The sequence below is a fragment of the Pseudonocardia sp. genome, from assembly GCF_050250275.1.
Lineage (GTDB): Bacteria > Actinomycetota > Actinomycetes > Mycobacteriales > Pseudonocardiaceae > Pseudonocardia.
Genome location: NZ_JBFWOY010000002.1, coordinates 193,412 through 219,072 on the forward strand (window position 1 = coordinate 193,412; position 25,661 = coordinate 219,072).

At 74.1% G+C, this 25,661-nt stretch carries 24 protein-coding genes; 9 read left to right on the forward strand and 15 right to left on the reverse strand.

The window, feature by feature from the left end:
- Position 1: 1 nt before the first annotated feature.
- A complete protein-coding gene (gene egtB, locus AB7F12_RS02980) occupies positions 2-1,426 on the reverse strand; it encodes an ergothioneine biosynthesis protein EgtB (protein WP_428496614.1) in 1,425 nt (474 codons plus the stop codon).
- Positions 1,423-2,814, reverse strand: coding sequence for an ergothioneine biosynthesis glutamate--cysteine ligase EgtA (egtA, locus tag AB7F12_RS02985; RefSeq protein WP_428496682.1), 1,392 nt, complete (start codon positions 2,812-2,814; stop codon positions 1,423-1,425). Before egtA ends, egtB begins: the two co-directional genes overlap by 4 nt.
- 121 nt (positions 2,815-2,935) lie before the next feature.
- Here egtA and AB7F12_RS02990 point away from each other — a divergent pair, with 121 nt between their 5' ends.
- On the forward strand, positions 2,936-3,526 hold the full coding sequence (locus tag AB7F12_RS02990) for a TetR/AcrR family transcriptional regulator (RefSeq protein WP_428496615.1): 591 nt from the start codon (positions 2,936-2,938) through the stop codon (positions 3,524-3,526).
- Positions 3,527-3,719: 193 nt separating this feature from the next.
- On the opposite strand, the gene AB7F12_RS02995 is transcribed toward AB7F12_RS02990, so the two are convergent.
- The 4 genes from AB7F12_RS02995 to AB7F12_RS03010 all read right to left on the reverse strand — a co-directional run bounded on the left by AB7F12_RS02995 (position 3,720) and on the right by AB7F12_RS03010 (position 8,799).
- Positions 3,720-5,684, reverse strand: coding sequence for an ABC transporter ATP-binding protein (locus AB7F12_RS02995; protein WP_428496616.1), 1,965 nt, complete (start codon positions 5,682-5,684; stop codon positions 3,720-3,722).
- Between the two features lie 48 nt (positions 5,685-5,732).
- Positions 5,733-6,566 carry an enoyl-CoA hydratase/isomerase family protein gene (locus tag AB7F12_RS03000; RefSeq protein WP_428496617.1) on the reverse strand — a complete coding sequence of 278 codons (834 nt, stop codon included), beginning with the start codon at positions 6,564-6,566 and terminating at the stop codon, positions 5,733-5,735.
- Between the two features lie 154 nt (positions 6,567-6,720).
- Positions 6,721-6,930, reverse strand: a complete 210-nt coding sequence (locus AB7F12_RS03005) for a helix-turn-helix domain-containing protein (protein ID WP_013675497.1) — start codon at positions 6,928-6,930, stop codon at positions 6,721-6,723.
- Between the two features lie 249 nt (positions 6,931-7,179).
- Positions 7,180-8,799 carry an ABC-F family ATP-binding cassette domain-containing protein gene (locus AB7F12_RS03010; protein ID WP_428496618.1) on the reverse strand — a complete coding sequence of 540 codons (1,620 nt, stop codon included), beginning with the start codon at positions 8,797-8,799 and terminating at the stop codon, positions 7,180-7,182.
- 240 nt (positions 8,800-9,039) lie between these two features.
- Here AB7F12_RS03010 and AB7F12_RS03015 point away from each other — a divergent pair, with 240 nt between their 5' ends.
- The 3 genes from AB7F12_RS03015 to AB7F12_RS03025 all read left to right on the forward strand — a co-directional run bounded on the left by AB7F12_RS03015 (position 9,040) and on the right by AB7F12_RS03025 (position 11,605).
- On the forward strand, positions 9,040-9,804 hold the full coding sequence (locus tag AB7F12_RS03015) for an SDR family oxidoreductase (RefSeq protein WP_428496683.1): 765 nt from the start codon (positions 9,040-9,042) through the stop codon (positions 9,802-9,804).
- 2 nt (positions 9,805-9,806) lie between these two features.
- Positions 9,807-11,078 carry a lycopene cyclase family protein gene (locus tag AB7F12_RS03020; protein ID WP_428496619.1) on the forward strand — a complete coding sequence of 424 codons (1,272 nt, stop codon included), beginning with the start codon at positions 9,807-9,809 and terminating at the stop codon, positions 11,076-11,078.
- Between the two features lie 77 nt (positions 11,079-11,155).
- Positions 11,156-11,605, forward strand: a complete 450-nt coding sequence (locus AB7F12_RS03025) for a universal stress protein (RefSeq protein ID WP_428496620.1) — start codon at positions 11,156-11,158, stop codon at positions 11,603-11,605.
- 64 nt (positions 11,606-11,669) lie between these two features.
- Here the strand turns inward: AB7F12_RS03025 and AB7F12_RS03030 are convergent, their stop codons facing one another.
- From AB7F12_RS03030 to AB7F12_RS03060, 7 genes are read right to left on the reverse strand one after another with little or no spacing between them, the layout of a single operon-like run.
- Complete coding sequence (locus AB7F12_RS03030) at positions 11,670-12,074, reverse strand: metal-sulfur cluster assembly factor (RefSeq protein WP_428496621.1); 405 nt, start codon at positions 12,072-12,074, stop codon at positions 11,670-11,672.
- Positions 12,071-12,529, reverse strand: a complete 459-nt coding sequence (gene sufU / locus AB7F12_RS03035) for a Fe-S cluster assembly sulfur transfer protein SufU (RefSeq protein WP_428496622.1) — start codon at positions 12,527-12,529, stop codon at positions 12,071-12,073. Before sufU ends, AB7F12_RS03030 begins: the two co-directional genes overlap by 4 nt.
- Positions 12,529-13,863 (reverse strand): cysteine desulfurase, encoded by a 1,335-nt coding sequence (locus AB7F12_RS03040; RefSeq protein ID WP_428496623.1) that lies wholly within the window; start codon positions 13,861-13,863, stop codon positions 12,529-12,531. Before AB7F12_RS03040 ends, sufU begins: the two co-directional genes overlap by 1 nt.
- Entirely contained in the window at positions 13,860-14,627 is a 768-nt protein-coding gene (gene sufC, locus AB7F12_RS03045) for a Fe-S cluster assembly ATPase SufC (protein WP_428496624.1), read from the reverse strand. The genes AB7F12_RS03040 and sufC overlap by 4 nt, the downstream gene beginning before the upstream one ends.
- A 60-nt stretch (positions 14,628-14,687) precedes the next feature.
- Positions 14,688-15,896 carry a SufD family Fe-S cluster assembly protein gene (locus tag AB7F12_RS03050; RefSeq protein WP_428496625.1) on the reverse strand — a complete coding sequence of 403 codons (1,209 nt, stop codon included), beginning with the start codon at positions 15,894-15,896 and terminating at the stop codon, positions 14,688-14,690.
- Complete coding sequence (sufB, locus tag AB7F12_RS03055) at positions 15,893-17,329, reverse strand: Fe-S cluster assembly protein SufB (RefSeq protein WP_428496626.1); 1,437 nt, start codon at positions 17,327-17,329, stop codon at positions 15,893-15,895. The genes AB7F12_RS03050 and sufB overlap by 4 nt, the downstream gene beginning before the upstream one ends.
- The gene (locus tag AB7F12_RS03060) at positions 17,326-18,165 is read right to left on the reverse strand and encodes a helix-turn-helix transcriptional regulator (RefSeq protein ID WP_428496627.1); all 840 of its coding nucleotides are present in this window, start codon (positions 18,163-18,165) and stop codon (positions 17,326-17,328) included. The genes sufB and AB7F12_RS03060 overlap by 4 nt, the downstream gene beginning before the upstream one ends.
- Before the next feature lie 95 nt (positions 18,166-18,260).
- Here AB7F12_RS03060 and mptB point away from each other — a divergent pair, with 95 nt between their 5' ends.
- From mptB to AB7F12_RS03085, 5 genes are all read left to right on the forward strand, one after another.
- The gene (gene mptB / locus AB7F12_RS03065; protein ID WP_428496628.1) at positions 18,261-19,859 is read left to right on the forward strand and encodes a polyprenol phosphomannose-dependent alpha 1,6 mannosyltransferase MptB; all 1,599 of its coding nucleotides are present in this window, start codon (positions 18,261-18,263) and stop codon (positions 19,857-19,859) included.
- Entirely contained in the window at positions 19,856-20,815 is a 960-nt protein-coding gene (locus AB7F12_RS03070) for an ABC transporter ATP-binding protein (protein ID WP_428496629.1), read from the forward strand. Before mptB ends, AB7F12_RS03070 begins: the two co-directional genes overlap by 4 nt.
- A gap of 77 nt (positions 20,816-20,892) precedes the next feature.
- Complete coding sequence (locus AB7F12_RS03075) at positions 20,893-21,606, forward strand: ABC transporter permease (protein WP_428496684.1); 714 nt, start codon at positions 20,893-20,895, stop codon at positions 21,604-21,606.
- A 428-nt stretch (positions 21,607-22,034) separates the two neighbouring features.
- On the forward strand, positions 22,035-23,069 hold the full coding sequence (locus tag AB7F12_RS03080; RefSeq protein WP_428496630.1) for a COX15/CtaA family protein: 1,035 nt from the start codon (positions 22,035-22,037) through the stop codon (positions 23,067-23,069).
- Between the two features lie 70 nt (positions 23,070-23,139).
- On the forward strand, positions 23,140-24,111 hold the full coding sequence (locus tag AB7F12_RS03085) for a quinone oxidoreductase family protein (RefSeq protein ID WP_428496631.1): 972 nt from the start codon (positions 23,140-23,142) through the stop codon (positions 24,109-24,111).
- A gap of 7 nt (positions 24,112-24,118) precedes the next feature.
- On the opposite strand, the gene AB7F12_RS03090 is transcribed toward AB7F12_RS03085, so the two are convergent.
- Together AB7F12_RS03090 and AB7F12_RS03095 are read right to left on the reverse strand one after the other, a co-directional pair.
- Complete coding sequence (locus AB7F12_RS03090; RefSeq protein ID WP_428496632.1) at positions 24,119-24,559, reverse strand: VOC family protein; 441 nt, start codon at positions 24,557-24,559, stop codon at positions 24,119-24,121.
- Between the two features lie 82 nt (positions 24,560-24,641).
- Positions 24,642-25,568 (reverse strand): heme o synthase, encoded by a 927-nt coding sequence (locus tag AB7F12_RS03095; RefSeq protein ID WP_428496685.1) that lies wholly within the window; start codon positions 25,566-25,568, stop codon positions 24,642-24,644.
- Positions 25,569-25,661: the final 93 nt, after the last annotated feature.

Consider the following 25,661-nt stretch of genomic DNA (forward strand, 5'->3'; position numbering starts at 1 on the left):
GTCACAGCCCCCCGGCGGACTCGGCGGGTGTCGCGTCGCGGGCGCAGCGGAACCCGGCGAAGATCTGGCGCCGGACGGGGTGGTCCCAGTTGCGGAACGTCGCCCGGACGGCGGACGGGTCGGTGCCGAAGGAGCCGCCGCGCAGGATCTTGTAGTCGCCGCCGAAGAACACCTGGGAGTACTCCGGGTACGGGAACATCTCGAAGCCCGGGTAAGGGTGGAAGCCGGAGTCGCACCACTCCCAGACGTCGCCCATCAGCTGGTGCACGCCGTGGGCGGAGGCCCCGGCCGGGTAGGCGCCGACGGGCGCGGGCTGCAGGTGGCGCTGTCCCAGGTTGGCGTGGGCGGACGTCGGGTCGTCGTCGCCCCACGGGTAGCGCCGGGACCGTCCGGTGGCGGGGTCGTGGCGGGCGGCCTTCTCCCACTCGGCCTCGGTGGGTAGCCGCTTGCCCGCCCAGGTGGCGTAGGCGGCGGCCTCGTGGAAGCAGACGTGGACGACCGGTTCGTCGGCGGGCACGGGTTCGACGACGCCGAACCGCCGCCGCCACCAGACGCCGGTGCCGTCGCGCTCCCAGAACTGCGGCGCGACCAGGCCTGCGGCGACGCGGTGGGCCCAGCCCGCCGCGCTCCACCAGCGCGGGTCGTCGTAGCCGCCGGCCTCGACGAACGCGAGGTACTCGCCGTTGGTGACCGGGTAGGTGTCGATCACGAAGGCGGGCAGGTCGACCGGGTGGGCGGGGCGTTCGTTGTCGAGCGCCCAGGGTTCGACGGAGGTGCCCTGCTCGGACCGGCCGCCCGCGACGAGCACCTCGCGCGGGCCGAGGCGGACCGGGTCGAGGCCCGCGGGCGGTGCCGCGGCGTGCAGGACGGGTGCGCCGACGCGCAGCTGGTGGGTGGCCAGCATCGTCTCGTCGTGCTGCTGCTCGTGCTGCACGATCATGCCGAAGGCGAAGGCGTTGTCGACGAGGCGCCGCCCCCGCAGCGGGGTGCGGTCGAGCGCGTCGAGCGCCTTGTCGCGCACCTCGGCGACGTAGGTGCGGGCTTCGGCCGGGGTGAGCAGCGGCAGGTCGACGCGGCTGGCCCGGCTGTGCTGGAACGCGTCGTAGAGCCCGTCGATCTCCGGCCGCAGGGGTTCGCGGCCGCCGACGTCGCGGACCAGCCAGAGCTCCTCCTGGCTGCCGATGTGCGCGAGGTCCCACACCAGCGGCGACATCAGCGGCGAGTGCTGGGCCATCAGGTCGGCGTCGTCGACGGCGTCGGTGAGCGCGGTGCTGCGGGCGCGGGACCGGTCGAGCAGGTCGGCCACCCGCGAACGGACGGCGTGGTCGTCGAGGGCCGTGAGGTCGTCGAGGGCCGTGGGCTCGTCGGGTGTCGTGGGCGCGTCGGGTGTCGTGGGCGCGTCGAAGGTCGTGGGGTCGATCGTCACGACGGTTGTCCTTCCAGGCCGGGGTCGGCGCGGGTGGGCCGGGCCAGGCAGGCGTCGGCCAGGGGCGGGGCGTCGGCGAGCACGTCCCAGGCGTTCTGCGGGTCGACGGGCCAGGCGTGGTGTTCCTCGTCGAGCGGGTCGTCGGCCGGGCACCGGCCCCGCAGGACCTGCCGTGCCGTCATGTCCTCGAGTGCGTCCTGCAGGTCCGCGGGCGGGCCGAGGGCGCGCAGCGCCGAGCAGGCGAGCTCGAACACGGGTCCGGCCACCTCGGCGAGGGGACCGTCCTCCAGCCCGCAGCGGGCGGCCTCGATCCAGCGTCCGGCCACCGGCCGGGTCAGCTCGCGCACCTGCTCGGTGACCTCGCGGCGCGAGAGGAGCGCGGCGAGCACGGCCGTGGGCAACGCCCACCGGTCGCCCGCCTGCCCGTCGACGTAGCGGACCTCGAGATGGCCGTGTGCCCGGACCGGCGGGAACAGCGTCGACACGTGGTAGTCGAGGTCGGCCGTGGTCGGCGGTGTGGGCATCGCGCCGGCGATCCAGTCGGCGAACGTGACCCCGGGCGGTGCGTCCCACGGTCCGTCGTCGCGGCGCACGCACAGCAGCGGCGTGGACAGCACGCGAGCCGCCCAGTCGGCCTCCGGGTCGGCCGACAGCGGCGCGGGCGGGAACGTGCGGGCCGGGTCGGCCGAGAGCCAGCACGCCATGCGCGAGGACTTCCAGCCCGTGCGGCGCCCGTGCAGCACCGGCGAGTTGGCGAACGCGGCCAGCAGCACCGGGCCGAGGGCGTGCAGTGCCTCCCAGCGCAGCGGGAGCTCGGCCTCGGTGCCGACGTCGAGGCACACCTGGACCGCGGTGGTGGAGCACATGCCGCTGCGGCCGTGGGGGCCGTTGCGGTCGAACGCGCGCTCCATGGCCGTGTAGCGCGGGAGGTCGAGGATGCGCGTCGGAGGGCGCAGCGGATCGGTGGCTCGCGGCTGAACCGTGAGGCCGTGGGCGGCGAGGCGGCGGTGGAGCTCCGCGGCGTCGGCGCAGACGGCCCGGACGAGCGGTCCGAGGTCGGCGAGTGCCGGGCTGGCCAGCTCGACCTGGCCCCCGGGCTCGACCGTCACGGTGGAACCGTACGGGAGCGGTTGTGCCGGGGACGCCGGGGCGAGCGTCGTGGGGGCGTGCGGGCCGAGCGCCGCGGTGAGGGTGGCCCTGTCCGGCGGTGCCCCCGGCGAGGCACCGGCGTGGACGAGCCATTCGAGCTCGACCCCGAGCAACCGTGGTGGCCCGTGCTTGAAACACACCGACGCCACGTAGGCCTCCGCCTCAGACACGCTGCGCAGCTGCTGCACCCGTGCCTGGGAGGGGCCCGCCATCGGCTCGGCGACACCCGACTCCTGCATCACCCGGAAAACGGTACTCGGGGGGACCGACATTCGCCGACGACCGGAGGTCGCCCATCGGGTGGCGAGCAGACGTCCGGCAGGTCTCGGCTGCAATCCGTACGTACGGAATACTGGTTGTGTGCCCCGCGTCAGCTCCGACCAGCTCGAGGCGCGCCGCCGTCAGATCCTCGACGGTGCGCGCGCCTGCTTCGCCCGCCACGGGTACGAGGGCGCGACGGTCCGCAGGCTCGAACAGAGCACCGGGATGTCGCGCGGCGCGATCTTCCACTACTTCCGTGACAAGCAGGCGTTGTTCCTCGCGATCGCCGAACAGGACGCCCGGGTGATGGCCGAGGTCGTCGCCGAGCAGGGTCTCGTCCAGGTCATGCGCGAGCTGCTGTCCTCCCCCGAGAGCCGCCCGGCGGGCTGGACCGGGACCTACCTGGAGATGGCGCGCAAGGCCCGCACCGACCCGACGTTCCGTGATTCGTGGCAGGCGTACTCCGCGGAGCTCACGGGCGCGACCCGGGCCCGGCTGGAGCGGCAGGCCGGGTCGGGTGCGCTGCGCGCCGACGTCGACCTCACCGTGCTGACCCAGTACCTGGAGCTCGTCCTCGAGGGTCTGGTTTCACACCTCGCAATGGGGCTGCCGGCAGGTGACCTCGGCCACGTCCTCGACGTCGTGGAGCAGTCGGTGCGCCGTGCGGGCGGCTCGCCCGCCGACGTCTGAGACCCGACGGTAACGGTCCGGTGACGTCACCCGGACGGGGCTGGCACGGCGACCCGGGATCGGCGGGTTGACCGCGGTCACATCCGCTGACACCGTGGGCCCGGTCTGCTGGGTTCAACGTCGCACCCGGCGGACCCGAAGGGTCGGACGTCACCGACCTGCAGGTACGTGACGTCGACAGCCCGTGCGCGGCTCAGTCGACGAGACCGTCGACACGGTGCGGCCCGCCGTGGGGCACCGTGCAGCCGTCGATGCCGCACACCTCGTCGGGGACCGCCGCGGGGGCCTCGGCGAACTGTGTCCGGTACAGCACCGCGTACCGGCCGCCGGCGGCGAGCAGCGCCTCGTGCGTGCCGCGCTCGACGACCCGCCCGGCCTCCACGACGGCGATGGAGTCGGCGGCGCGCACCGTCGAGAGCCGGTGCGCGATGACGACCGCGGTCCGCCCGGCGAGCGCCTCCGCCAGCGCCTCCTGCACGGCCGCCTCGGACTCCGAGTCCAGGTGCGCGGTCGCCTCGTCGAGGATCACCACCCGCGGCCGGGCCAGCAGCAGCCGCGCGATCGTCAGCCGCTGCCGCTCCCCGCCGGAGAGCCGGTAGCCGCGCTCCCCCACGACGGTCTCGAGGCCGTCGGGCAGCGCCGCGACCATGTCGTCGAGGCGGGCGCGGCGCAGCGCCGACCACAGCTCGTCGTCGGCGGCACCGGGTCGTGCATAGCGCAGGTTCGCCGCGACCGTGTCGTGGAAGAGGTGCCCGTCCTGGGTGACGACACCGACCGCCCCGCGCAGCGACGCGAACGTCAGGTCCCGCACGTCGACGCCGCCGACCTCGACCGACCCGCTGTCGACGTCGTAGAGCCGCGGGACGAGGGACGCGATCGTCGACTTCCCCGCACCCGAGGAACCCACCAGGGCGAGCATCGTGGCGGGTGCGACGTCGAGGTCGACCCCGTGCAGGACCTCGCGGCCGGCGCGGTCGTCGAGCACCGCGACCTCCTCCAGCGACGCGAGCGAGACCTGCTCCGCGCCCGGGTAGCCGAAGCGGACGTCGCGGAACACGACGCCGAGCGGCCCGTCGGGCACCGCCGCGGCGCCGGGCCGCTCGGTGATCATCGGTTCGAGGTCGAGCACCTCGAAGACACGCTCGAACGACACCAGCGCGGTCATGACGTCGACACGGGCGTTGGCGAGCGCGGTCATCGGGCCGTAGAGGCGCGTGAGCAGCAGGGCGAGCGAGACGACCGTGCCCGCCTCGATCCGCCCGGTCACGGCGAGCCACCCGCCCAGGCCGTAGACCAGTGCCTGCGCCAGCGCCGACACCAGCGACAGCGAGGTGACGAACACCCGCGACACCATCGCCGTCCGCACCCCGATGTCGCGCACCCGGACGGCGCGGGTGCGGAACTCGGCCGCCTCCTCGGCGGGCCGGCCGAACAGGGTCACGAGCGTCGCACCGGGTGCGGAGAACCGCTCGGTCATCTGCGCGCTCATCGACGCGTTGAGGTTGGCCGACTCGCGGCGCAGGTCGGCGATCCGGTGCCCCATCCGCCGCGCCGGGACGATGAAGACGGGCAGCAGGACCATGGCGCACACCGTGACCTGCCAGGCGAGCCCGAGCATGACGACGAGCGCCAGCACGAGGGCGATCGCGTTGCTGACCAGGTTCGCGAGCGTGGTCGTGATGGCCGACTGGGCGCCGATGACGTCGTTGTTGAGCCGGCTCACCAGCGCGCCGGTGCGCGTGCGGGTGAAGAACGCGATCGGCATCCGCTGCACGTGCTCGTAGACCGCGCACCGCAGGTCGACGATCAGCTGCTCCCCCACGCGCGCGGAGAACCAGCGCGACACCAGGCCGAGCCCGGCGTCGGTGACGGCGAGCGCGGCGATCCCGCCGGCCAGGCCGAGGACGACCCCCGCCGCGATCCGCATCGCGTCGGGCTCGGCGCCGCCGCGCACGATGGCGTTGACGACCTTGCCCGCCAGCAGCGGTGTCACCACCCCGATCACGGCGGAGACGACCGTCAGGACGAGGAACGCGGTGATGCCGCGGCGGTGCGGGCGCGCGAACTCCCAGATGCGCCGCGCCGTCCCCGGCGTGATCTTGCGTGGCGGGTCGGCGGCGCGCACGACGCCGCTCATCACGCTGAACCTGTTGTCCACCCCGTCACCTTCCGGCGCCGTGCTCCCGGCGCCCGGCCGGGAGCCCGCTCAGCCCTCACCCGCCGCCAGCGAGCGCAGCCGGCGCAGCTGCGCGGCGCGCTCGGCGGCGAGCGCCCCGGCGGGGTCGATCCCGTCGGCCACGCCGGCGAGCAGGGCCAGTGTCTCCCGGGCGGCCTCCGCGGGCGCGGCGGTCAGCGCCGTGACGAGCGCGTCGGTGGCGGTGTCGAGCTCCGCGGCGGGCACGACCTGCTGGACCAGCCCGATCGCCAGCGCCTCCTCCGCGCCGACGCGGCGGCCGGACAGGCAGATCTCGACGGCGCGGGCGTAACCGACGGCCCGGACGAGCGGGACGGTGCCGCCGAGGTCCGGCACGATGCCGAGCGCCGTCTCGGCCATGCTGAACTTCGCGTCGTCGGCGGCGATGCGCAGGTCACAGGCGAGTGCGAGCTGGAACCCGCCGCCGATCGCGTGGCCCTGCACGGCGGCGACGGTGAGCCGCGCCGGGTCGCGGAGCCAGACGAAGCCCTCCTGGTAGCGCGCGATCGTGGCGTCGGCCTCGGCGTCCGGCAGCCCGGCGATGTGCCCGATGCCGGGGGTGCCGTCGAGGCCCTCGGGGGTGAACAGCCGCTTGTCGAGCCCGGCGGAGAACGCTCGGCCGGCGCCGCGCACCACGACCGCCCGGACCTCGGCGGACAGGCCGTCGCCGATCGCGGCGAGGGCGGCCCAGGTGTCCGGGGTCTGCGCGTTGAGCCGGTCGGGGCGGTCGAGGGTGACCGTCGCCCTGGCGCCGTCGACCGTCAGGGCCACCCCGCCACGGGCGAGGAGTTCGGTGTCGACCGGTCGATCCCCGGTCGCGGCGCCCACCGGGTGCGCAGCGCTCACGTCGTTCCCGCCTTCTGTCTCGGGCGGGGCGGACCGGGCGTCCACCCCCGGACGGCGACGCTACCCGTCGCCACCGGGGCGCCCACCGTGCACGTCGGACCAGGGCGTGCACGCCGGGCGTACCTCGTCGGACCCGCGGCTGCGGGCCGGTGGGCTACTTCTTCTTGGTGCGGGTCGCCCCACCCCGGCCGCGCAGCGTCACCCCGGTCTCGCTGAGCACACGGTGCACGAACCCGTAGGAACGTCCCGTCTGCTCGGCGAGCGCGCGGATGCTGGCGCCCTTCTCGTACTTCTTCTTCAGGTCCGTCGCGAGCTTGTCTCGTTGCGCCCCGGTGATGCGGGCGCCCTTCTTCAGGTCGGCCACACTGACCTCCTCCGCCGAACCGCGGGCTGTCCGCGGCCCCCGAGCCCCGCTCGGCTCGCGGTGCGGCAATGATCGGCCACATGCCGGGAACGTGCCAGGTGATCGACTCGATGATCGGTGAACGGTTCCCCCGAACGGATCACGCGGACGGGTGATCATCGCGCTGAGTGGCAGTTCGACGAGGTCATCCGGGTGTTTCGGGCCCGAACCGGCGCCGTGTCGTGATCATCGGACGCCGGCGCGAGGCGCTCAGGCGAGCTGCACGAGCTCCAGATAGTCGGCCGACCAGAGGTCCTCCGTGCCGTCGGGCAGCACGATCACCTTGTCCGGGTCGAGCGCCTCGACCGCCCCCGGGTCGTGTGTCACGAGGATCACCGCACCGGAGAAGCGGCGCAGCGCGTCGAGCACCTGCTCCCGGCTCGCCGGGTCCAGGTTGTTGGTCGGTTCGTCGAGCAGGAGCACGTTGGCCGAGCTCGACACCAGGCCGGCGAGCGCGAGCCGGGTCCGCTCACCACCCGAGAGCGTCCCGGCGGGCTGCTGCAGCTGTTCGCCGGAGAACATGAACGTGCCCAGCACCGTGCGCAGCTGCTGCTCGGGGGTGTCGGGCGAGGCGTGCCGGATGTTCTCCCACACGGTCGCCGACATGTCGAGGGTGTCGTGCTCCTGGGCGAAGTAGCCGGTGCGCAGCCCGTGACCGGGCAGGACCTTGCCCGCGTCGGGCTCCTCGGTGCCGGCGAGCAGCCGCAGCAGGGTGGTCTTGCCGGCGCCGTTGAGGCCCAGCACGACGACCTTCGCGCCGCGGTCCACCGCCAGGTCGACGCCCGTGAACACCTCGAGCGACCCGAACGCCTTGGACAGGCCCTCCGCCGTGATCGGGGTGCGCCCGCACGGCGCCGGGTCGGGGAAGCGGATCTTCGCGACGCGGTCGTGCTTCTGCTCGGGCTCCAGACCGGCGAGCAGCTCGTCGGCACGGCGCGCCATGTTCTTGGCCGCCACCGCCTTCGTGGCCTTCGCCCCCATCTTCAACGCCTGCGTGTGCAGCGCCGACGCCTTCTTCTCGGCATTGGCCCGCTCGCGGCGGCGGCGCTTCTCGTCGGTGGCCCGCGCGTCGAGGTAGCGCTTCCAGTCCATGTTGTAGACGTCGACCTCGCCGCGCGTGGCGTCGAGGAACCACACCTTGTTGACGACGGCGGCCAGCAGCTCCGTGTCGTGGCTGATCACGACGAGCCCGCCCTCGTGCGAGGACAGGAACGACCGCAGCCACGTGATCGAGTCGGCGTCGAGGTGGTTGGTCGGCTCGTCGAGCAGCAGCGTGGTGTTGCTCTGGGCGCCACCGTCGCTCGCGGCGAACAGGATCCGGGCCAGCTCCACGCGGCGGCGCTGACCGCCGGAGAGCGTCGCGATCTGCTGGTTGAGGACCCGGTCGGGCAGCCCGAGGTGGTTGCAGATGCGTGCGGCCTCGGACTCGGCGGCGTACCCGCCGAGTGCGGCGAACCGCTCCTCGATGCGCCCGTACTCGCGGACGGCCTTGTCGTTGTCGGCGTCGACCAGCTCGGCCATGGCCGTCTGCGCCTTCTCCATGCGCCGCAGCAGCTCGTCGAGCCCCTTGGCCGAGAGGACCCGGTCCTTCGCGGAGACCCGCAGATCGCCCTCGCGGGGATCCTGGGGCAGGTAGCCGACGGGGCTGTTGGCGCCGACCTTGCCGCCGTAGGGCTCGGACTCCCCCGCCAGCACCCGCATCGAGGTGGTCTTGCCGGCGCCGTTGCGGCCGACGAGACCGATCCGGTCGCCCGGCTGCACGCGCAGATCGGCCCCGGACAGCAGGATCCGGGACCCGGCACGCAGTTCCAGGTCGGTGGCGGTGATCACGAGAAGAGCTCCAGAATCCGGGGACGGTCGACGGGCAGGCGGGACGGCTCGCACTTCGCGCGAGAGCGCTACCCGATCCGGATCACCTGCCCAGGGTACCGGCCCGCCCGCGTGAACCTCGCGCCCTGTACCGGCCGACGTAGGCGACGTCACGTCCCGGGCCCGCCCCGCGGTGGTCGGGCCAATAGGGTCGACGCCGTGGAGGACATCAGCGGACCCGATCCGGCCACCCCGGTCGACATGGCCGGCCGGGCCGGTCTGGTCACCGGCGCGAGCCGCGGCATCGGGCTGGCCGTCGCCGCCGAGCTGCTGCGCCGCGGCGCCGCCGTCGCCGTCACCGCGCGCACGCGGCCGGAGCTCGACGACGCCGTCGCCGCGCTGGTGACCGGACCCGCCGGCGGCGACGCGGCGCGCGTGCTCGGGATCGCCGGCAACGCGGGTGACGCCGCCGCCCGCGACGCGGCCGTCACCGGCACCGTCGCCACGTTCGGCCGCCTCGACGTGCTGGTCAACAACGCGGGCGTCAACCCGGTCCACGGCCCGCTCGTGGACGCCGACCTCGACGCGGTCCGCAAGATCTTCGACGTCAACGTCGTCGCCGCGCTCGGCTTCGTCCAGCTCGCCCACCGCGCGTGGCTGCGCGAGCACGGTGGCGCCGTCGTCAACGTCGCGTCCATCGCGGGCCTGCGGTCCACCCGCGCCATCGCCGCCTACGGTGCGTCCAAGGCGGCGCTGATCCGGTTGACCGCCGAGCTCGCCGCCGAGCTGGGCCCGGGGATCCGGGTCAACGCCGTGGCGCCGGCCGTGGTGAAGACCCGGTTCGCGACCGCGCTCTACGCCCACGACGAGGAGGGCGTCGCGGCGCGCTACCCGATGAAGCGCCTCGGCACCCCGGCCGACGTGGCCTCCCTGGTCGGGTTCCTCGCCTCCGACGCCGCGTCCTGGATCAGCGGTGAGACCGTGCTGGTCGACGGCGGCCTGCTCGCGACCGGCGGCGCGGGCTGACCATGTCCGTCGCGTCGAGCACCGCGGACGTCCTCGTCGTCGGGGGCGGGCCCGCGGGCCGGGCGCTGGCCGCGGCCTGCGCGGACCGTGGCCTCGCGACGACCCTGCTCGACCCCGCACCGCGACGGCCGTGGCGCTCCACGTTCGCGGCCTGGGCCGGCGAGCTGCCCCCCGACCTGCCCGCGGACGTCGTCGCGTCCCGCTCGACGGGGCGCGCGGTCGCGCTCGGGGAGCACCGGCTGGGCTGGGACTACGCGGTGCTCGACACCCCGGCGCTGCGCGCCCACCTCGACGACGCGATGGACCGCTGCGGCGTCCGGGTCGTCACGGGCCGGGCCGCGGCGCAGCTGTCGCCGTACCGGGTCGCCGTCACCGGCGGCGACGCCGAGACGGTGACCGCACGCGTCGTCGTCGACGCCGGGGGCCACCGCAGGACCCTGGGCACCGGCCCGTGGCGGACCCGGGCCCGCGCCGAGCAGACCGCCCACGGCGTCGTCGTCGCGGCCGCGGCGGCCGCGCCGCTCGTGCCGGCGGGCGAGGCGTTGTTCATGGACTGGCGCCCCGACCACGGCGCCCGCGGCTGGCCCACCTTCCTCTACGGGGTCCCCCTGGGCGACGGCACGGTGCTGCTGGAGGAGACCTCGCTCGCGCGGCGCCCCGGCCTGCCCCTCGACGTGCTGCGCGACCGGTTGCACGCCCGGCTCGCCCGCCACGGCGTCCCGGTGCCCGCCGACGCCCGGATCGAGCGCGTCCGCTTCCCCGTCGACACCCCGCGCGACTCCCGCGCCGGCATCCTCGGGTTCGGCGCGGCCGCGCCGCTGATCCATCCCGCCACCGGCTTCAGCGTCGCCGCCGCGCTGACGCTCGCGCCGCGGGTCGCCGCCGTCCTCGCGGAGTCGCTCGCCGACGGCAGCACCGGCGCGGAGGCGGTCGCCAGGGCCGACCGCGAGGTGGTGTGGACGCCCGCCGCCCGCGCGGTGCACGCGTTGCGCCGCCGTGGGCTGGAGGCGCTGCTGCGCATGCCCGCCGAGGACGTGCCCGCGTTCTTCGACACGTTCCTGGCGCTGCCCGCCCCGCACCGGTGGGCCTACCTCACCGCCCGCGACGACCTCGGGGCCACCCTCGCCGCCATGACCGCCCTGTTCGGCAGGTCGGGCTGGGCGCTGCGCGGACGGCTCGTCGGACCGTCGATGCTGCCCCCCGCACCGGCGCTGCCACCCGATCCGGGTGCCGATCGGGCGCCGGGTGCCGCACAACACCGCTACCGGCGGTAGCCTCCGCGCACGGACCGTGCCGGTCCGCCCGATCGCACCCGCGGGCACACCCGCGAGCCCGCGGAGCCGGAGGACCCATGCCCGCCTACAAGACCATCGTCGTCGGCACCGACGGCTCGGCGACCTCGTTCGCCGCCGTCGACCGTGCCGGTGGTGTCGCCGCGGACACCGGGGCCCGGCTCGTCATCGTGTCCGCCTACACGCCGTCGGACCCCGGCGACACCGCCGGCGCCGAGGACGCGCTCAAGGGCGAGGCCCACCTCGTCCGCGGCTGGACCCCGACCGAGGAGGCGCTGCGCGAGGCCGCCGACCGGGCCCGGGCCGCGGGCGCGGGCGACGTGACGACCCACGCCGTCGACGGCTCCCCGGTCGAGGTGCTGCGCGCCGCGGTGCGCGAGCACGACGCCGACCTGCTCGTCGTCGGCAACCGCGGGCTCAACACGCTGTCCGGCAGGCTGTTGGGCTCCGTCCCGTCCGACGCGGCCCGCCGCGCGGGCGTCGACGTGCTCATCGTCCACACCACCTGAGTCCCGGACGCACGACCGCCGCCGGACCCCGGGGTCCGGCGGCGGTGACGCGTCGGGGCCGGCGTCAGACGCGGAAGCCCAGGGCGCGCAGCTGCTCGCGCCCGTCCTCGGTGATCTTCTCGGGGCCCCACGGCGGCATCCACACCCAGTTGATCCGGATGTCGTCGACGAGGCCGCCCGTCGGGCCGCTGGTCAGCGCCGCCCGGGTCTGCTCCTCGATCACGTCGGTCAGCGGGCATGCCGCCGACGTGAGCGTCATGTCGATGACCGCGGTCTTCTCCTCGACCGCGAGCCCGTAGACCAGGCCGAGGTCGACGACGTTGATCCCCAGCTCGGGGTCGACGACGTCGCGCATCGCCTCCTCGATGTCCTCCAGCGAGGCGTCTGCGCCGGCCTGCGCCGCGGGGGGCTCCGGCATACCGGCAGCGCCGCGCACGACCTCGTCGGTCTCGTTCGCCGTCTCACTCATGCATCTGCTCCCTTGCCGTCCTGGACCCGGACGACGGCGTCCTTGAACGCCATCCACCCGAGCAGCGCGCACTTGACCCGCGCCGGGTACTTGGCCACCCCCGCGAAGGCCACGGCGTCGCCGAGGACCTCCTCGTCGGGCTCGACCCTGCCACGGCCCTGAGCCATCTCCTGGAACGCGGCGAGAACCTTCATCGACTCCTCGACGGTCTGCCCGACGACGAGGTCGGTGAGCACCGAGGCCGACGCCTGGCTGATCGAGCAGCCCAGCGTCTCGTGCGAGACGTCGAGGACCTTCTCGCCGGCGTCGTCGAGCTTGACGCGCAACGTGATCTCGTCGCCGCACGTCGGGTTGATCTGCTGGGACTCGGCGTCGTACGGGTCCTTCAGGCCCGACCCGTGCGGCGACCGGTAGTGGTCCAGGATGATCTCCTGGTACATCTGCTCGAGCTGCATCAGGCGACCCCTCGCGGAGGCTCACCGGAGCGGGCGTCGACACCGAAGAACTGCTGCGCCGCGCGCACGCCGTCGGCGAGCTGGGCGACCTCCTCGACCGTCGTGTAGACGTGGAACGACGCCCGCACCGTCGCCGCGACGCCGAACCGGCGGTGCAGCGGCCACGCGCAGTGGTGGCCGACGCGCACGGCGATGCCGCGGTCGTCGAGCACCTGGCCGACGTCGTGGGCGTGCACCCCGTCGACCACGAACGCCACGGTCCCGCCACGGGACTCCAGCGACTCCGGCCCGATGATCCGCACGCCCGGCACCTCGCGCAGCGTGTCGAGCGCGACCCTGGTGAGCGCCATCTCGTGGGCGTGCACGTTCTCCATGCCCAGCGCCGTGAGGTAGTCGACGGCCGCGCCCAGCCCGACGGCCTGCGACGTCATCGGCACGCCCGCCTCGAACCGCTGCGGCGGCGGCGCGTAGGTGGAGCCCTCCATGCGGACCAGCTCGATCATCGAGCCGCCCGTCAGGAACGGCGGCATCGCCGCGAGCAGCTCGGTGCGCCCGTAGAGCACCCCGACCCCCGACGGTCCGAGCATCTTGTGCCCGGAGAACACCGCGAAGTCGACGTCGAGCGCCCGCAGGTCGACCGGCAGGTGCGGCACCGACTGGCACGCGTCGAGCAGCACCAGCGCACCGACGGCGCGGGCGCGGCGCACCAGCTCGGCCACCGGCGCCACCGTCCCCAGCACGTTGGACTGGTGGGCGAACGCCACGACCTTGGTCCGCTCGGACAGCTCGACCGAGTCGAGATCGATCCGGCCGTCGTCGGTGACGGAGTACCAGCGCAGGGTCGCCCCGGTGCGCCGGCACAGCTCCTGCCACGGCACCAGGTTCGCGTGGTGCTCCAGCTCCGTCACGACGATCTCGTCGCCCGGCCCGAGCGCGAACCGCTCCGACTCGGGGCCGAGGCCGGTGCGGATCGAGGAGTTGCTCATCGCGTACGCGACGAGGTTGATCCCCTCGGTGGCGTTCTTGACGAACACCAGCTCGTCGGGATCGGCCCCGACGAACGTGGCGATGCGGGCACGGGCCGACTCGTAGGCGTCGGTGGCCTCCTCGGCGAGCTGGTGCGCGCCGCGGTGGACCGCCGAGTTGTGCTGCTCCAGGAACTCACGCTCGGCGTCGAGCACCTGCCGCGGGCGCTGCGAGGTCGCCCCGGAGTCGAGGTAGACCAGCGGGCGCCCGCCGCGGACGGTGCGCGACAGGATCGTGAAGTCGGGGCGCAGGACCGCCGGGTCGAGCCCGGCCAGGCCCGCCCCGGCGGGGGCCTGCGCCGTCGTCACGACGCAGCCGCCGCGGCACCGGTGAACTTGACGTACCCGTTGGTCTCGAGCTCGTCGGCCAGCTCGGCGCCGCCGGACTCGACGACCCGGCCACCGGCGAAGACGTGCACGAAGTCGGGCGTGATGTGCTTGAGGATGCGGGTGTAGTGCGTGATCAGCAGGACGCCGGTGTCGCCGGCCGCCTTGTAGCGGTTCACGCCCTCGGAGACGACGCGCAGGGCGTCGACGTCGAGGCCCGAGTCGGTCTCGTCGAGGATCGCGATCTTCGGCTTGAGCAGCGAGAGCTGCAGCACCTCGTGCCGCTTCTTCTCACCACCGGAGAAGCCCTCGTTGACGCTGCGCTCGGCGAAGGCCTGGTCGATCTCCAGGTCCGCCATGGCCCCCTTGACCTCCTTGACCCAGGTGCGCAGCTTCGGCGCCTCCCCGCGCACCGCGGTGGCCGCGCTGCGCAGGAAGTTCGCCATGGACACACCCGGGACCTCGACGGGGTACTGCATCGCGAGGAACAGGCCGGCGCGGGCGCGCTCGTCGACGGACATCTCCAGCACGTTCTCGCCGTCGAGGAGGACCTCGCCGCCGGTGATCTCGTACTTCGGGTGACCGGCGATGGCGTAGGCCAGCGTGGACTTGCCGGAGCCGTTGGGCCCCATGATCGCGTGGGTCTCGCCGGCGCGGACCGTGAGGTCGACGCCGCGCAGGATCTCCTTGGCACCGGCGTCGGTGGTGACCGACGCGTGCAGGTCCTTGATCTCCAGAGTGGGCATGGTGTTCTCGATGACTCCGTGGCTCTGTGAAGCTCTGTGGCGGGTGGGGATGGTCCGGGCTCAGACGCCGGTGACGGCCAGCTCGGCCTCGACGGCGGCCTCGAGACGCTCGCGCAGCTCGGCGATCGGGACGCGGCTGAGGATCTCGCCGAAGAAGCCGCGGACGACCAGGCGGCGCGCGACGTCCTCGGGGATGCCGCGGCTCTGCAGGTAGAACAGCTGCTCGTCGTCGAAGCGGCCCGTGGCGCTGGCATGGCCGGCGCCGGCGATCTCGCCGGTCTCGATCTCCAGGTTCGGCACCGAGTCGGCCCGCGCGTGCGCGGTGAGGACCAGGTTGCGGTTGAACTCGAAGGTCTCGGTCTGCTCGGCGGCCGCGCGGATCAGCACGTCGCCGATCCAGACGGTGTGGGCGTCGGTGACGCCCTCCTTGCCCTGCAGGGCGTTCTTGTAGAGGACGTTCGACGAGCAGTGCGGCGCCGAGTGGTCGACCAGCAGGCGCTGCTCGAGGTGCTGGCCGGCGTCGGCGAACCCGAGACCGAACAGCTCCGCCGAACCACCGGGGGCGGTGTAGTTGACGGTCGGGCTGACCCGGACCAGGTCGCCGCCGAACGCGATCGACGTGGCGACGATCGTCGCGTCGCGGCCCAGCGCGATGTGCTGGCCGCTGACGTGCACCGCGTCGTCGGCCCACTCCTCGGTGACGATCACGACGAGCTTCGAGCCGTCGGCGACGACGAACTCGATGTTGTCGGCGAGCGCGCCCGAACCACGGCCCTCGACGACGACGGTGGCCTCGGTGTGGGGGGTGGTGCGGATCTGCAGGTGCGCGACCGCGGTCGCGCCCGTGCCGGGCCCGGTGAGCGTGATCGCGACCGGCTCCGGGGTGCCGTCGAGGGTGACGACGGTGGCCTCGCGGAACGCCGACCACGCCTGCGCGGCGACGCGGTCGGACGGGACGCCGCCCTTGCCGATGCGGGCGTCGTCGCGGCCGACGGTCTCGACGGTCACGCCGTCACCGGCGACGACCTCGATCGTGGCGGTGCCGTCGAGCGGCGCGGTGCCGTCGTGCAGGCCCCGCAGCCGCTTCATCGGCGTGAAGCGCCAGTTCTCCTCACGACCGCCGGGGACCTCGAAGGCCTCGACGTCGTAGGAGAGGAACCGCTCCATCGCGCCGGAGGGCGGCGTGCCGCCCTGTCCGTACTTGCCCTCCGCGGCGACGGCGACGTTCTGCGCCGCGCCCGCCTGGGCACTCGTCGGGGACGAGCTCATCCGACCGAACCCTCCATCTGCAGCTCGATGAGCCGGTTGAGCTCCAACGCGTACTCCATGGGCAGCTCGCGCGCGATGGGCTCGACGAACCCGCGCACGACCATCGCCATGGCCTCGTCCTCGGTCAGGCCGCGGCTCATCAGGTAGAAGAGCTGGTCGTCGCTCACCTTCGAGACCGTGGCCTCGTGCCCCATCGAGACGTCGTCGGTGCGGACGTCGACGTAGGGGTAGGTGTCGGACCGGCTGATCGTGTCGACGAGCAGCGCATCGCACTTCACCGTCGAACGCGAGTTCTTCGCCCGCGCGTTGACCTGCACCAGCCCGCGGTAGGACGTCCGGCCGCCGCCGCGCGCCACCGACTTCGAGATGATCGTCGACGACGTGTTGGGCGCCAGGTGGACCATCTTCGCGCCGGCGTCCTGGTGCTGGCCCTCGCCCGCGAACGCGATCGAGAGGACCTCGCCCTTGGCGTGCTCCCCCATCAGGAACACGGCCGGGTACTTCATGGTCACCTTGGAGCCGAGGTTGCCGTCGACCCACTCCATGGTCGCGCCCTCCTCGGCCTTGGCGCGCTTGGTGACCAGGTTGTAGACGTTGTTCGACCAGTTCTGGATGGTCGTGTAGCGGCAGCGGCCGCCCTTCTTCACGACGATCTCGACGACGGCCGAGTGCAGCGAGTCCGACTTGTAGATCGGCGCCGTGCAGCCCTCGACGTAGTGCACGTAGGCGCCCTCGTCGACGATGATCAGCGTGCGCTCGAACTGGCCCATGTTCTCGGTGTTGATCCGGAAGTAGGCCTGCAGCGGGATGTCGACGTGCACGCCCGGCGGCACGTAGATGAACGACCCGCCCGACCACACGGCCGAGTTCAGCGCGGAGAACTTGTTGTCCCCGGACGGGATCACCGAGCCGAAGTACTCCCGGAACAGCTCCGGGTGCTCGCGCAGACCCGTGTCGGTGTCGAGGAAGATGACGCCCTGTTCCTCCAGGTCCTCACGGATCTGGTGGTAGACGACCTCCGACTCGTACTGCGCCGCGACACCGGCGACCAGACGGGCCTTCTCGGCCTCCGGGATGCCCAGCTTGTCGTAGGTGTTCTTGATGTCGGCGGGCAGGTCGTCCCAGGACGTGGCCTGCTTCTCCGTCGACCGCACGAAGTACTTGATGTTGTCGAAGTCGATCCCCGACAGGTCCGAACCCCAGCGCGGCATCGGCTTGCGCTCGAAGAGGTTGAGCGCCTTGAGCCGGAACTCGAGCATCCACTCGGGCTCGCTCTTCAACCGGGAGATGTCGGCGACGACGTCGGCGGACAGGCCGCGGCGTGCGGAGGTACCGGCGACGTCGGGGTCGCTCCAGCCGAAGTCGTACCGGCCGAGCGTCGCGAGCGTCTCCTCCTGCGTCAGCTGAGGCTGCACCTCAGGAGCGGTCGTCATTCGGGCTGCCTCCCTGTCGGGACCGTGGTGGTCGTCCCTGTGGTGGTCGTGAGGGCGTGATCCTCCGGCGGCACAGGCGCCGTTGCCTGGGGCCCGGAGTGATCCGTTCCGAGCCGCCGCAGGACATCAGAGGTGTCCTCCAGCGGAACGTGTGTGGTGCACGTGGCATCGCCACGCGCGATCGTGGCCAGCCGCTGCACGTGGGTGCCCAGCAGCTGCGCGAACGCCTTGGTCTCGGCCTCGCACAGCTCCGGGAACTCGGCGGCCACGTGGGCCACCGGGCAGTGGTGCTGGCACAGCTGCACGCCGTGGCCGGCCGAGCGGGCCTGGGCAGCGTAGCCACGCGCCGAGAGGACCTTCGCCAGCGCGTCGGCCCGCGCGTCCGGGGACTCGGCCTCCCGGATCTCCGCGGCCTGCGGGCCGAGCAGCTCGTGCACCCGGTTCTCGGCGAACGCGCTCACCGCGGTGCCACCCGCCGTCTCGGCGAGGAACCGCAGCGCGCTGGCCGCGAGGTCGTCGTAGCCGTGGCCGAAACGGACCCGGCCGGCGTCGGTGAGCAGGTACTCCCGCGCGGGGCGGCCCCGGCCGCGGTTGGCCCGGCGCGAGGCCTGGCGGGCCTCGGCCTCCCCGTCGGCGATCAGCGCGTCGAGGTGGCGGCGGACCGCGGCACCCGAGAGCTCCAGCTCCCCGGCGACGGCCGCGGCGGTGATCGGGCCCTGCTCGAGCAGCAGGCGTGCCACGGCCAGGCGGGTGCCCCCGTCGGCGGCGGCGCCCTGGTCGGGCCCCTGCTCCGCGACGGCGCTCTCGCCCTCGTGGGGGCGCCCGGCTGTTTTCACAACACCAGTGTTGCTTATTTACGGCCGAGGGGCAAAGGCGCCCGCCCCCTCGGGTGAGCGCCGTCACCACACCCCCCGCTCGCTACCCTCCCGACATGGCCGCACCGGGGCTCGACACGTCCGGGCCCGGCGCCGTCCCGTCCCCCGGTCCGCCGCCCGCCCCGACCGGCCCGCGCGCCCGTGACCGCCGCGACCCGTCCCGCATCGCCCGCCGGTTCGGGCTGACCGGGGCGCTGCTCATGGCGTTCGGCGCCCTCGGCGCGGGCGCACTGCCCGTCCCCAACCCGCTCAACGGCCTGCGCATCCTCGGGCTGCCCGGGCGCAACGTCACCGTCGCGATCGCCATCACCTACGCGGGCATGGGCATGCTCGTCCTCGCGTGGCTGTGGATCGGCCGGATGCTCAACGACAAGGGCGCCGTCGCCCCCGCCCCCGACCGGGTCCAGCTGGCGCGCACCGGGCTGCTCTGGGCCCTGCCGCTGAGCGCCGCGCCCCCGCTGTTCTCCAAGGACGTCTACAGCTACCTCGCCCAGTCGGCCATCACCGCGCGCGGCATCGACCCCTACATGCTGGGCCCCGCACAGGCCCTCGGCGTCGACGACCCGCTCACCCGCGCCATCCCGACGATCTGGCGCGACACCCCCGCCCCCTACGGACCGCTGTTCCTCGGACTGGGCCGCGGCATCACCGCGCTCTCGGGCGACGACGTCGTCCTCGGGCTGTTCCTGCACCGCGTCCTCGCCCTCGCCGGCGTCGGGCTGATCCTCTGGGCACTGCCCAAGCTCGCCCGCCGTTGCGGCGTCGAACCCGGACTCGCGCTCTGGCTCGGCGCCGTCAACCCGCTCGTGCTGTTCCACCTGGTCAGCGGCATCCACAACGAGGCGCTGATGATCGGGCTCATGCTCGCGGGCCTCGAAGTGGGCCTGCGCGCCACCGGCCCGCTCGGCTGGGTCCCGGGTGCGGCGCTGATCACCGCGGGCGCCGCCGTCAAGGTCCCCGCGCTGCTCGCGCTCGGGTTCCTCGGGATGTACCTGGCCCGTCGGCGAGGTGGACGGGTCCGCGACGTCGCGTTCGTCGCCGCCGTCCTGGCCGCCGTGGCCGCCGCGGTGCTCGTCGTACTGGGCTGGGCCACCGGTCTCGGCTTCGGCTGGCTGCACACCCTCGGCACCGCCAACAGCATCCGCAGCTGGATGTCGCTCGCGACCGACCTCGGGCAGCTCTCCGGCCAGCTCGGCATCCTCGTGGGGCTGGGCGACCACACCGACAGCACCCTCATGCTCACCCGCGGCATCGGCGGCATCGCCGCCGCCGCACTGTGCACGCTGCTGCTGTTCGCGACGCTGCGCGGACGCGTCGACCCCGTCACCGGGCTCGGCGCCGGACTCGGCGCCGTCGTGCTCCTCGGGCCCGTCGTGCACCCCTGGTACCTGCTGTGGGCCGCCATCCCGCTCGCCGCGACCCGCGGGCTGCCCCGCTACCGGCGTGCCGCGCTCGCCGCCTCCGCCGTGCTCGCCGTCATGGTGCCGCCCACCGGAGCCGACTTCGACTTCCGCGCCTACCAGCTCCCCATGGCGATCATCGCCGGATTGCTGCTGGTCGCGGCCGCGGTACTCGTCGTCCGCCGCCGCCACCGCGCCACCGGCGGCCCTGAGCGGCCGGACCCGCGGGCACGCTCCGTAGACTCCGCGACGTGAGTCTGCCTGCCGACGGGCCGCCCGGACCGACGTCGCGCGGATCGGCCGTCACCGTGCGGGGCCTCGTCAAGCGCTACGGGACGACGACCGCGGTCGACGGCGTCGACCTCGACGTGCCCGCCGCGAGCGTGGTCGCGCTCCTGGGCCCCAACGGCGCCGGGAAGACGACGACCGTCGAGATCTGCACCGGCTTCCGCCGCGCCGACGCCGGCGAGGTCCGCGTCCTCGGGATCGACCCCGCCGGGGGCCCCGACGCGCTGCGCGCCCGGATCGGCGTCATGCCCCAGGGCGGTGGCGCCTACCCGGGCGTGCGGGCCGCCGAGATGCTGCGGCTGGTCGCCACCTGCTCGGCGCACCCCCTCGACGTCGACGAGCTGATCGAGGTCCTCGGGCTCGGCTCCTGCGCCCGCACCCCCTACAAACGCCTCTCCGGCGGCCAGCAGCAGCGCCTCGCGCTGGCCTGCGCCGTCGTCGGCCGCCCCGAGCTGGTGTTCCTCGACGAACCCACCGCCGGGATGGACCCGCAGGCCCGCCGGCTGGTGTGGGAGCTCGTCGAGAGCCTGCGCCGCGACGGGGTGGCCGTGCTCCTCACCACCCACCTCATGGAGGAGGCCGAGGCGCTGGCCGACGACGTCGTCATCGTCGACCACGGCCGTGTCGTCGCCCACGGCAGCCCGGCCGAGCTCACCACCACCGGCGACAGCCAGGAGCTGCGTTTCCGCGCCCGCGCCGGCATGGACGTCGCCCAGCTCGCCGCCGCGCTGCCCACCGGCTACCAGGCCGCCGAGCCCGCAGCCGGGCGCTACGTCGTCCAGGGCCGGATCGACCCGCCCGTGCTGTCCGCCGTCACCACCTGGTGTGCCGCGCAGGGCGCGCTCGCCGACGACGTGCGCATCACCCGCCGCAGCCTCGAGGACGTCTTCCTCGACCTCACCGGACGGGAACTGCGCTCGTGACCGCCCCCACGCCGCTACCGGGCCGTTTCGCCCCCGGCACCTTCACCCCGCGGCCCGGCCGCGGCGACCTCGGCCGGATGCTCGCCGCGCAGTCCGCGCTGGAGCTGAGGCTCGCGCTGCGCAACGGCGAGCAGGTCCTGCTCACCCTGCTCATCCCGATCGTGCTGCTCATCGGGCTCACCCTGGTCGACGTCATCGACCTGCCGGAGCCGCGGGTCGACTCCGTCTTCGCGAGCGTGCTGGCCCTCGCCGTGATGTCGACGGCGTTCACCGGCCAGGCCATCGCGTTCGGGTTCGACCGCCGCTACGGCGTGGTGCGCCGGCTGGCCGCGACCGCGCTGCCGCGCTGGCTGCTCGTCGCCGGGCGGCTCGTCGCCGTCCTGGGCACCGTCGTCGTGCAGGTCGTGGTGCTCGGGCTGATCGCGCTGGCCCTCGGCTGGCGTCCCGGCGGCGGCGTCGTCACCGCGTTGCTGCTGGTCCTGCTGGGCTGCGCCGCGTTCGGCGCGCTCGGCCTGCTGCTGGGCGGCACGCTGCGCGCCGAGATCGTGCTCGCGCTGGCCAACGTCGTGTGGTTCGTGCTGCTGCTCGGCGGCGGGATCGTCGTCCCGCTCGCCACCCTGCCCTCCGGACTCGCCGCCGTCGCCGCGCTGCTGCCGTCGGGGGCGCTGGCCGAGGGGCTGCGGATCGCGCTGGCCGCGGGCGACGGGTCGCTCGTGCAGCCGGTCCTGGTGCTGGTGGCCTGGGCGGTCGTCGGCGGGGTCGCCGCGTCGCGGCTCGTCCGCCTGACCTGACCGGCGCGTACCGGAGCCGAGCTCACCCACCGAGCGTGTCGTGAGCGCAGGTCCGCCGCGCTCACGACACGGCCGGTCGGGGCGAGCCGGCGGCTCGGGTCGTGGGCGAGCCCCGGCGGCCGGTCGGGCGAGCGCCCGCCGCGCGTGTCGTGAGCGCGCCCGCGCCGCGCTGGTGACACGCCGGGGCGGGCGAGCCCCACCGGGCGTGTGAGCAGCGCGACCCGGCCGCGCTCGTCACACGCTCGCGGTGCCGCCCGCCCCGCGCACGCCCACCGAGCGGGTCGTCGGCGCGCGTTCCGGACGCTCACAACACGTTCGACGGCGAGGCCCGGCGGCTCGAACCTGCCCGATTCGTCTGCTTCTACACGCTGTAGCGCGAGACCGACCGCGGTGCGGTGGGCCCGGTCGGGGCCGCCTACCATCGGGTCGTGGCCCGATCCTCCCTGCTCGACCGCCTGCCCGTGACGCCGCCGGTGCTGATGGTGCGGCTCGCCATCGCCGCCGTGGTCGCCCAGATCGGCATCGCGGTCACCGGGTCGGTCGTGCGCGTCACCGGCTCCGGGCTGGGCTGCCCGACCTGGCCCAACTGCAACCCCGGAAGCCTGATCCCGGTCACGCACCCCGAGCTGTTGCCGCTGCACCAGTGGGTCGAGTTCGGCAACCGGCTGCTCGCCGTCCTCGTCGTGCTCGTCTCCGGGGCGTGCCTGATCGCCGCCGTGGCGACCCGGCCCCGTCGGAAGCGGCTCGTCTGGCTGGCCGCCGCGATGCCGCTGGGTGTCGTCGCGCAGGCCGTCATCGGCGGCATCACCGTCCTCGCCGGGCTCGCCTGGTGGAGCGTGATGCCCCACTTCCTCGTCTCGATCGCGCTGATCTGGCTCGCGGTCGAGCTCGTCGCCGAGGCCCGTGAGGGCGGCCCGAGCGTGCCGGCCGTGCCCCGGGCCGTCCGGGCCCTCATCGTGGTGTCGACGGTCGCGCTCGGTGCACTGCTGGTCGTCGGGACGCTCGTCACCGCCGCCGGCCCCCACGCGGGCGACTCGGCGACGCCACGCCTCGACCTCCCGGTCGCGGCGCTCGCGCAGCTGCACGCCGACGTGCTGTTCACCTACCTCGGGATCGTCGTGGGGCTGGGCTTCGCGTTGTGGGCCACGTCCGCACCCGCCCGGCTGCGGCGCCGCTACTGGTGGCTCGTCGGCGTCGTGCTCGCCCAGGGCGCGCTCGGCGGCATCCAGTACGCCCTCGGGGTGCCGGAGGTGCTCGTGTCGTTCCACGTCCTCGGCGCGGCGCTGGTCACCGCGGCCGCCGCGGCGGTGTGGGCGGCGACGCGCCGCCCGGTCCGCGGCGTCGCTCCCGTCCACCCCGGCCTCGGCGCCGCCCCCGGCGCGCAGGCAGATCGGGGCACCGAGGCGTCCCCGGCGCCCGACCGTGCGCCGGAGGGCAGCTCCACGGCCCGCGCCCGGTCCTGACCCGCGGGGTCGGCGCCCGGCCGGCCGGTCGCGTCGTCCCGCACACCCGCACCCGGCAAGGAGGCCGTGAATGCGCGCAGTCCAGGTGAGCCGACCCGGTGGGCCCGAGGTACTCGCCCTCGTCGACCTGCCCGAGCCCGAGCCCGGCCCCGGCGAGCTGCTCGTCGACGTCGCCGCCGCGGGGGTGAACTTCATCGACACCTACCAGCGCAGCGGCCTCTACCCGATGGACGTGCCCTACGTCCCGGGCCTGGAGGGCGCGGGCCGCGTGCGGGCGCTCGGCGAGGGCGTGTCCGGCGTCGCCGTGGGCGACCGGGTCGCGTGGAGCGAGCAGCTGGGCAGCTACGCCGACGCGGTCGCGGTCGCGGCGGAGAAGGCCGTGCCCGTGCCCGACGGGGTGCCCGACGACCAGGCCGTCGGCGCGCTGCTGCAGGGCATGACCGCGCACTTCCTCGTCACCGACACCTTCCCCGTCTCCCCCGGCGACACCGTGCTGGTCACGGCGGCCGCGGGTGGGGTGGGCCTGCTCCTGACCCAGATGGTCACCGCGCGGGGCGGCCGGGTCGTCGCCACCGTGTCGACTCCCGAGAAGGAGGAGCTGGCGCGCGCCGCGGGCGCCGCGGAGGTGGTGCGCTACACCGAGGTCGACGACCTGGCCGGCGCCATCCGCGAGGCGGCGGGCGGCGAGGGGGTGGCCGTGGCCTACGACAGCGTCGGCGCCACGACGTTCGACTCCAGCCTCGCGAGCCTGCGCCGGCGCGGCATGCTGGTGCTGTTCGGCGCCGCGAGCGGGCCGGTCCCGCCCGTCGACCCGCAGCGCCTCAACGCCCAGGGCTCGGTGTTCCTGACCCGGCCCAAGCTGTTCGACCACATCGCCGACCGCGACACCCTGCTCGCCCGCGCCGCCGCGGTGTACGGGGAGGTCGCCTCCGGCGCGTTGGACGTGCGCATCGGCGGCCGGTACGCCCTCGCGGAGGCCCGCACCGCGCACGAGGACCTGGAGGGCCGCCGCACGACGGGCAAGCTCCTGCTGCTGCCCTGAGCGTCGCTCAACCGGTCTGTTCGAACAGGGACACGACGATGCCCTCCGGGCCGCGTACGTAGGCCATCCGCACGGCGCCCTCGTAGCCGCCGACGCCGCCGACGAGGCCGTACCCGTCGGCGGCCACCGCGGCGACGGCCGCGTCGAGGTCCTCGACCTCGAACGACACGTTGCGCAGGCCGAGCTCGTTGGCCATCGCCGCGGGCGAGCCGGGCACGTGGTCGGGCGTCACGAAGCGGGAGAGCTCGACGCGCGCCCCGTCGCCGGGCGGCCGGAGCATCACGATCTCGCAGTGCGCGCCGGGGATGGCGCAGACCGTCTCGACGAACTCGCCCTCGACGGTGCCGGTGCCCTCCACCTCCAGCCCCAGCCCGACGAAGAACGCCGTGGCGGCATCGAGGTCGGCGACGGTGATGCCGATGTGGTCGAGGCGTCGTACGTGTCCCATGGGTCCGTCCTCCGCAGGTCGGTGTCGGAGCCGGGACGGAACCGGGAACGTGTTCTCGACACCCTGCGCGGCAGGGCGCGGCTCAGAAGGGCAGGCCGAACACCGGCAGGGCGACGGCCGCGTCCACCGCGATCGCCGCGAACAGCACGCACAGGTAGATGTTCGACAGGTGGAACAGCTTCATCGGCGTCACGTCGCGGCCCGCCTTGACCGCGGCGTGCATGCGGTGGCTGCGGTAGACGAAGTACGCCCCGCCCAGCACGGCGACACCGGCGTAGATCCACGACGTCACCGGGAACAGCAGCAGCGTCCACAGCGCCATCACCCAGCTGTAGACCACGATCCGCACCGACACCTGCGTCGGGGTCGCGACGACCGGGAGCATCGGGACCCCGGCCGCGGCGTAGTCGTCGCGGTAGCGCATGGCGAGCGCCCAGAAGTGCGGCGGCGTCCAGAAGAAGATCACACCGAACATGACCAGCGCGGGCCAGCCGACGTCCCCGGTGACCGCGGCCCAGCCGATGACGACGGGCATGCAGCCGGCAGCGCCGCCCCACACGATGTTCTGTGCCGTCCGCCGCTTGAGCAGCAGCGTGTAGACGAGCACGTAGAAGGCGATGGCGGCGGCCGACAACGCGGCGGCCAGCAGGTTCGTGGTGAGCGCGAGCCACACCGAGCTGATGGCGCCCAGCACGAGACCGAAGATCAGGGCGTTGCGCGGCGGCACCACACCCTTGGCCAGCGGGCGCCGCGCGGTGCGCTTCATCTTCGCGTCGATGTCGGCGTCGACGACACAGTTCAGCGCGTGCGCGCTCGCGGCGGCCATCGCGCCGCCGACCAGCGTCGCGAGGATGAGCCACACCGACGGGACGCCCCGCTGGGCGAGGAACATCGCCGGGACGGTGACGACGAGCAGCTGCTCGATGATCCGGGTCTTCGTGAGCGCGAGGTAGGCGTCGACGACCTCGCGCGCCCGCTGCAGGCGGGTCGCGCCGCGGTCGCGCCGCACGTCCGCATCCGGTGTCGGGACCGGGTCCGCGGGTGTCGCCGGGGCGCTCACCAGTTGGTACCTCGCTCGATGTGGTGGGGCGGACCGCGTGGC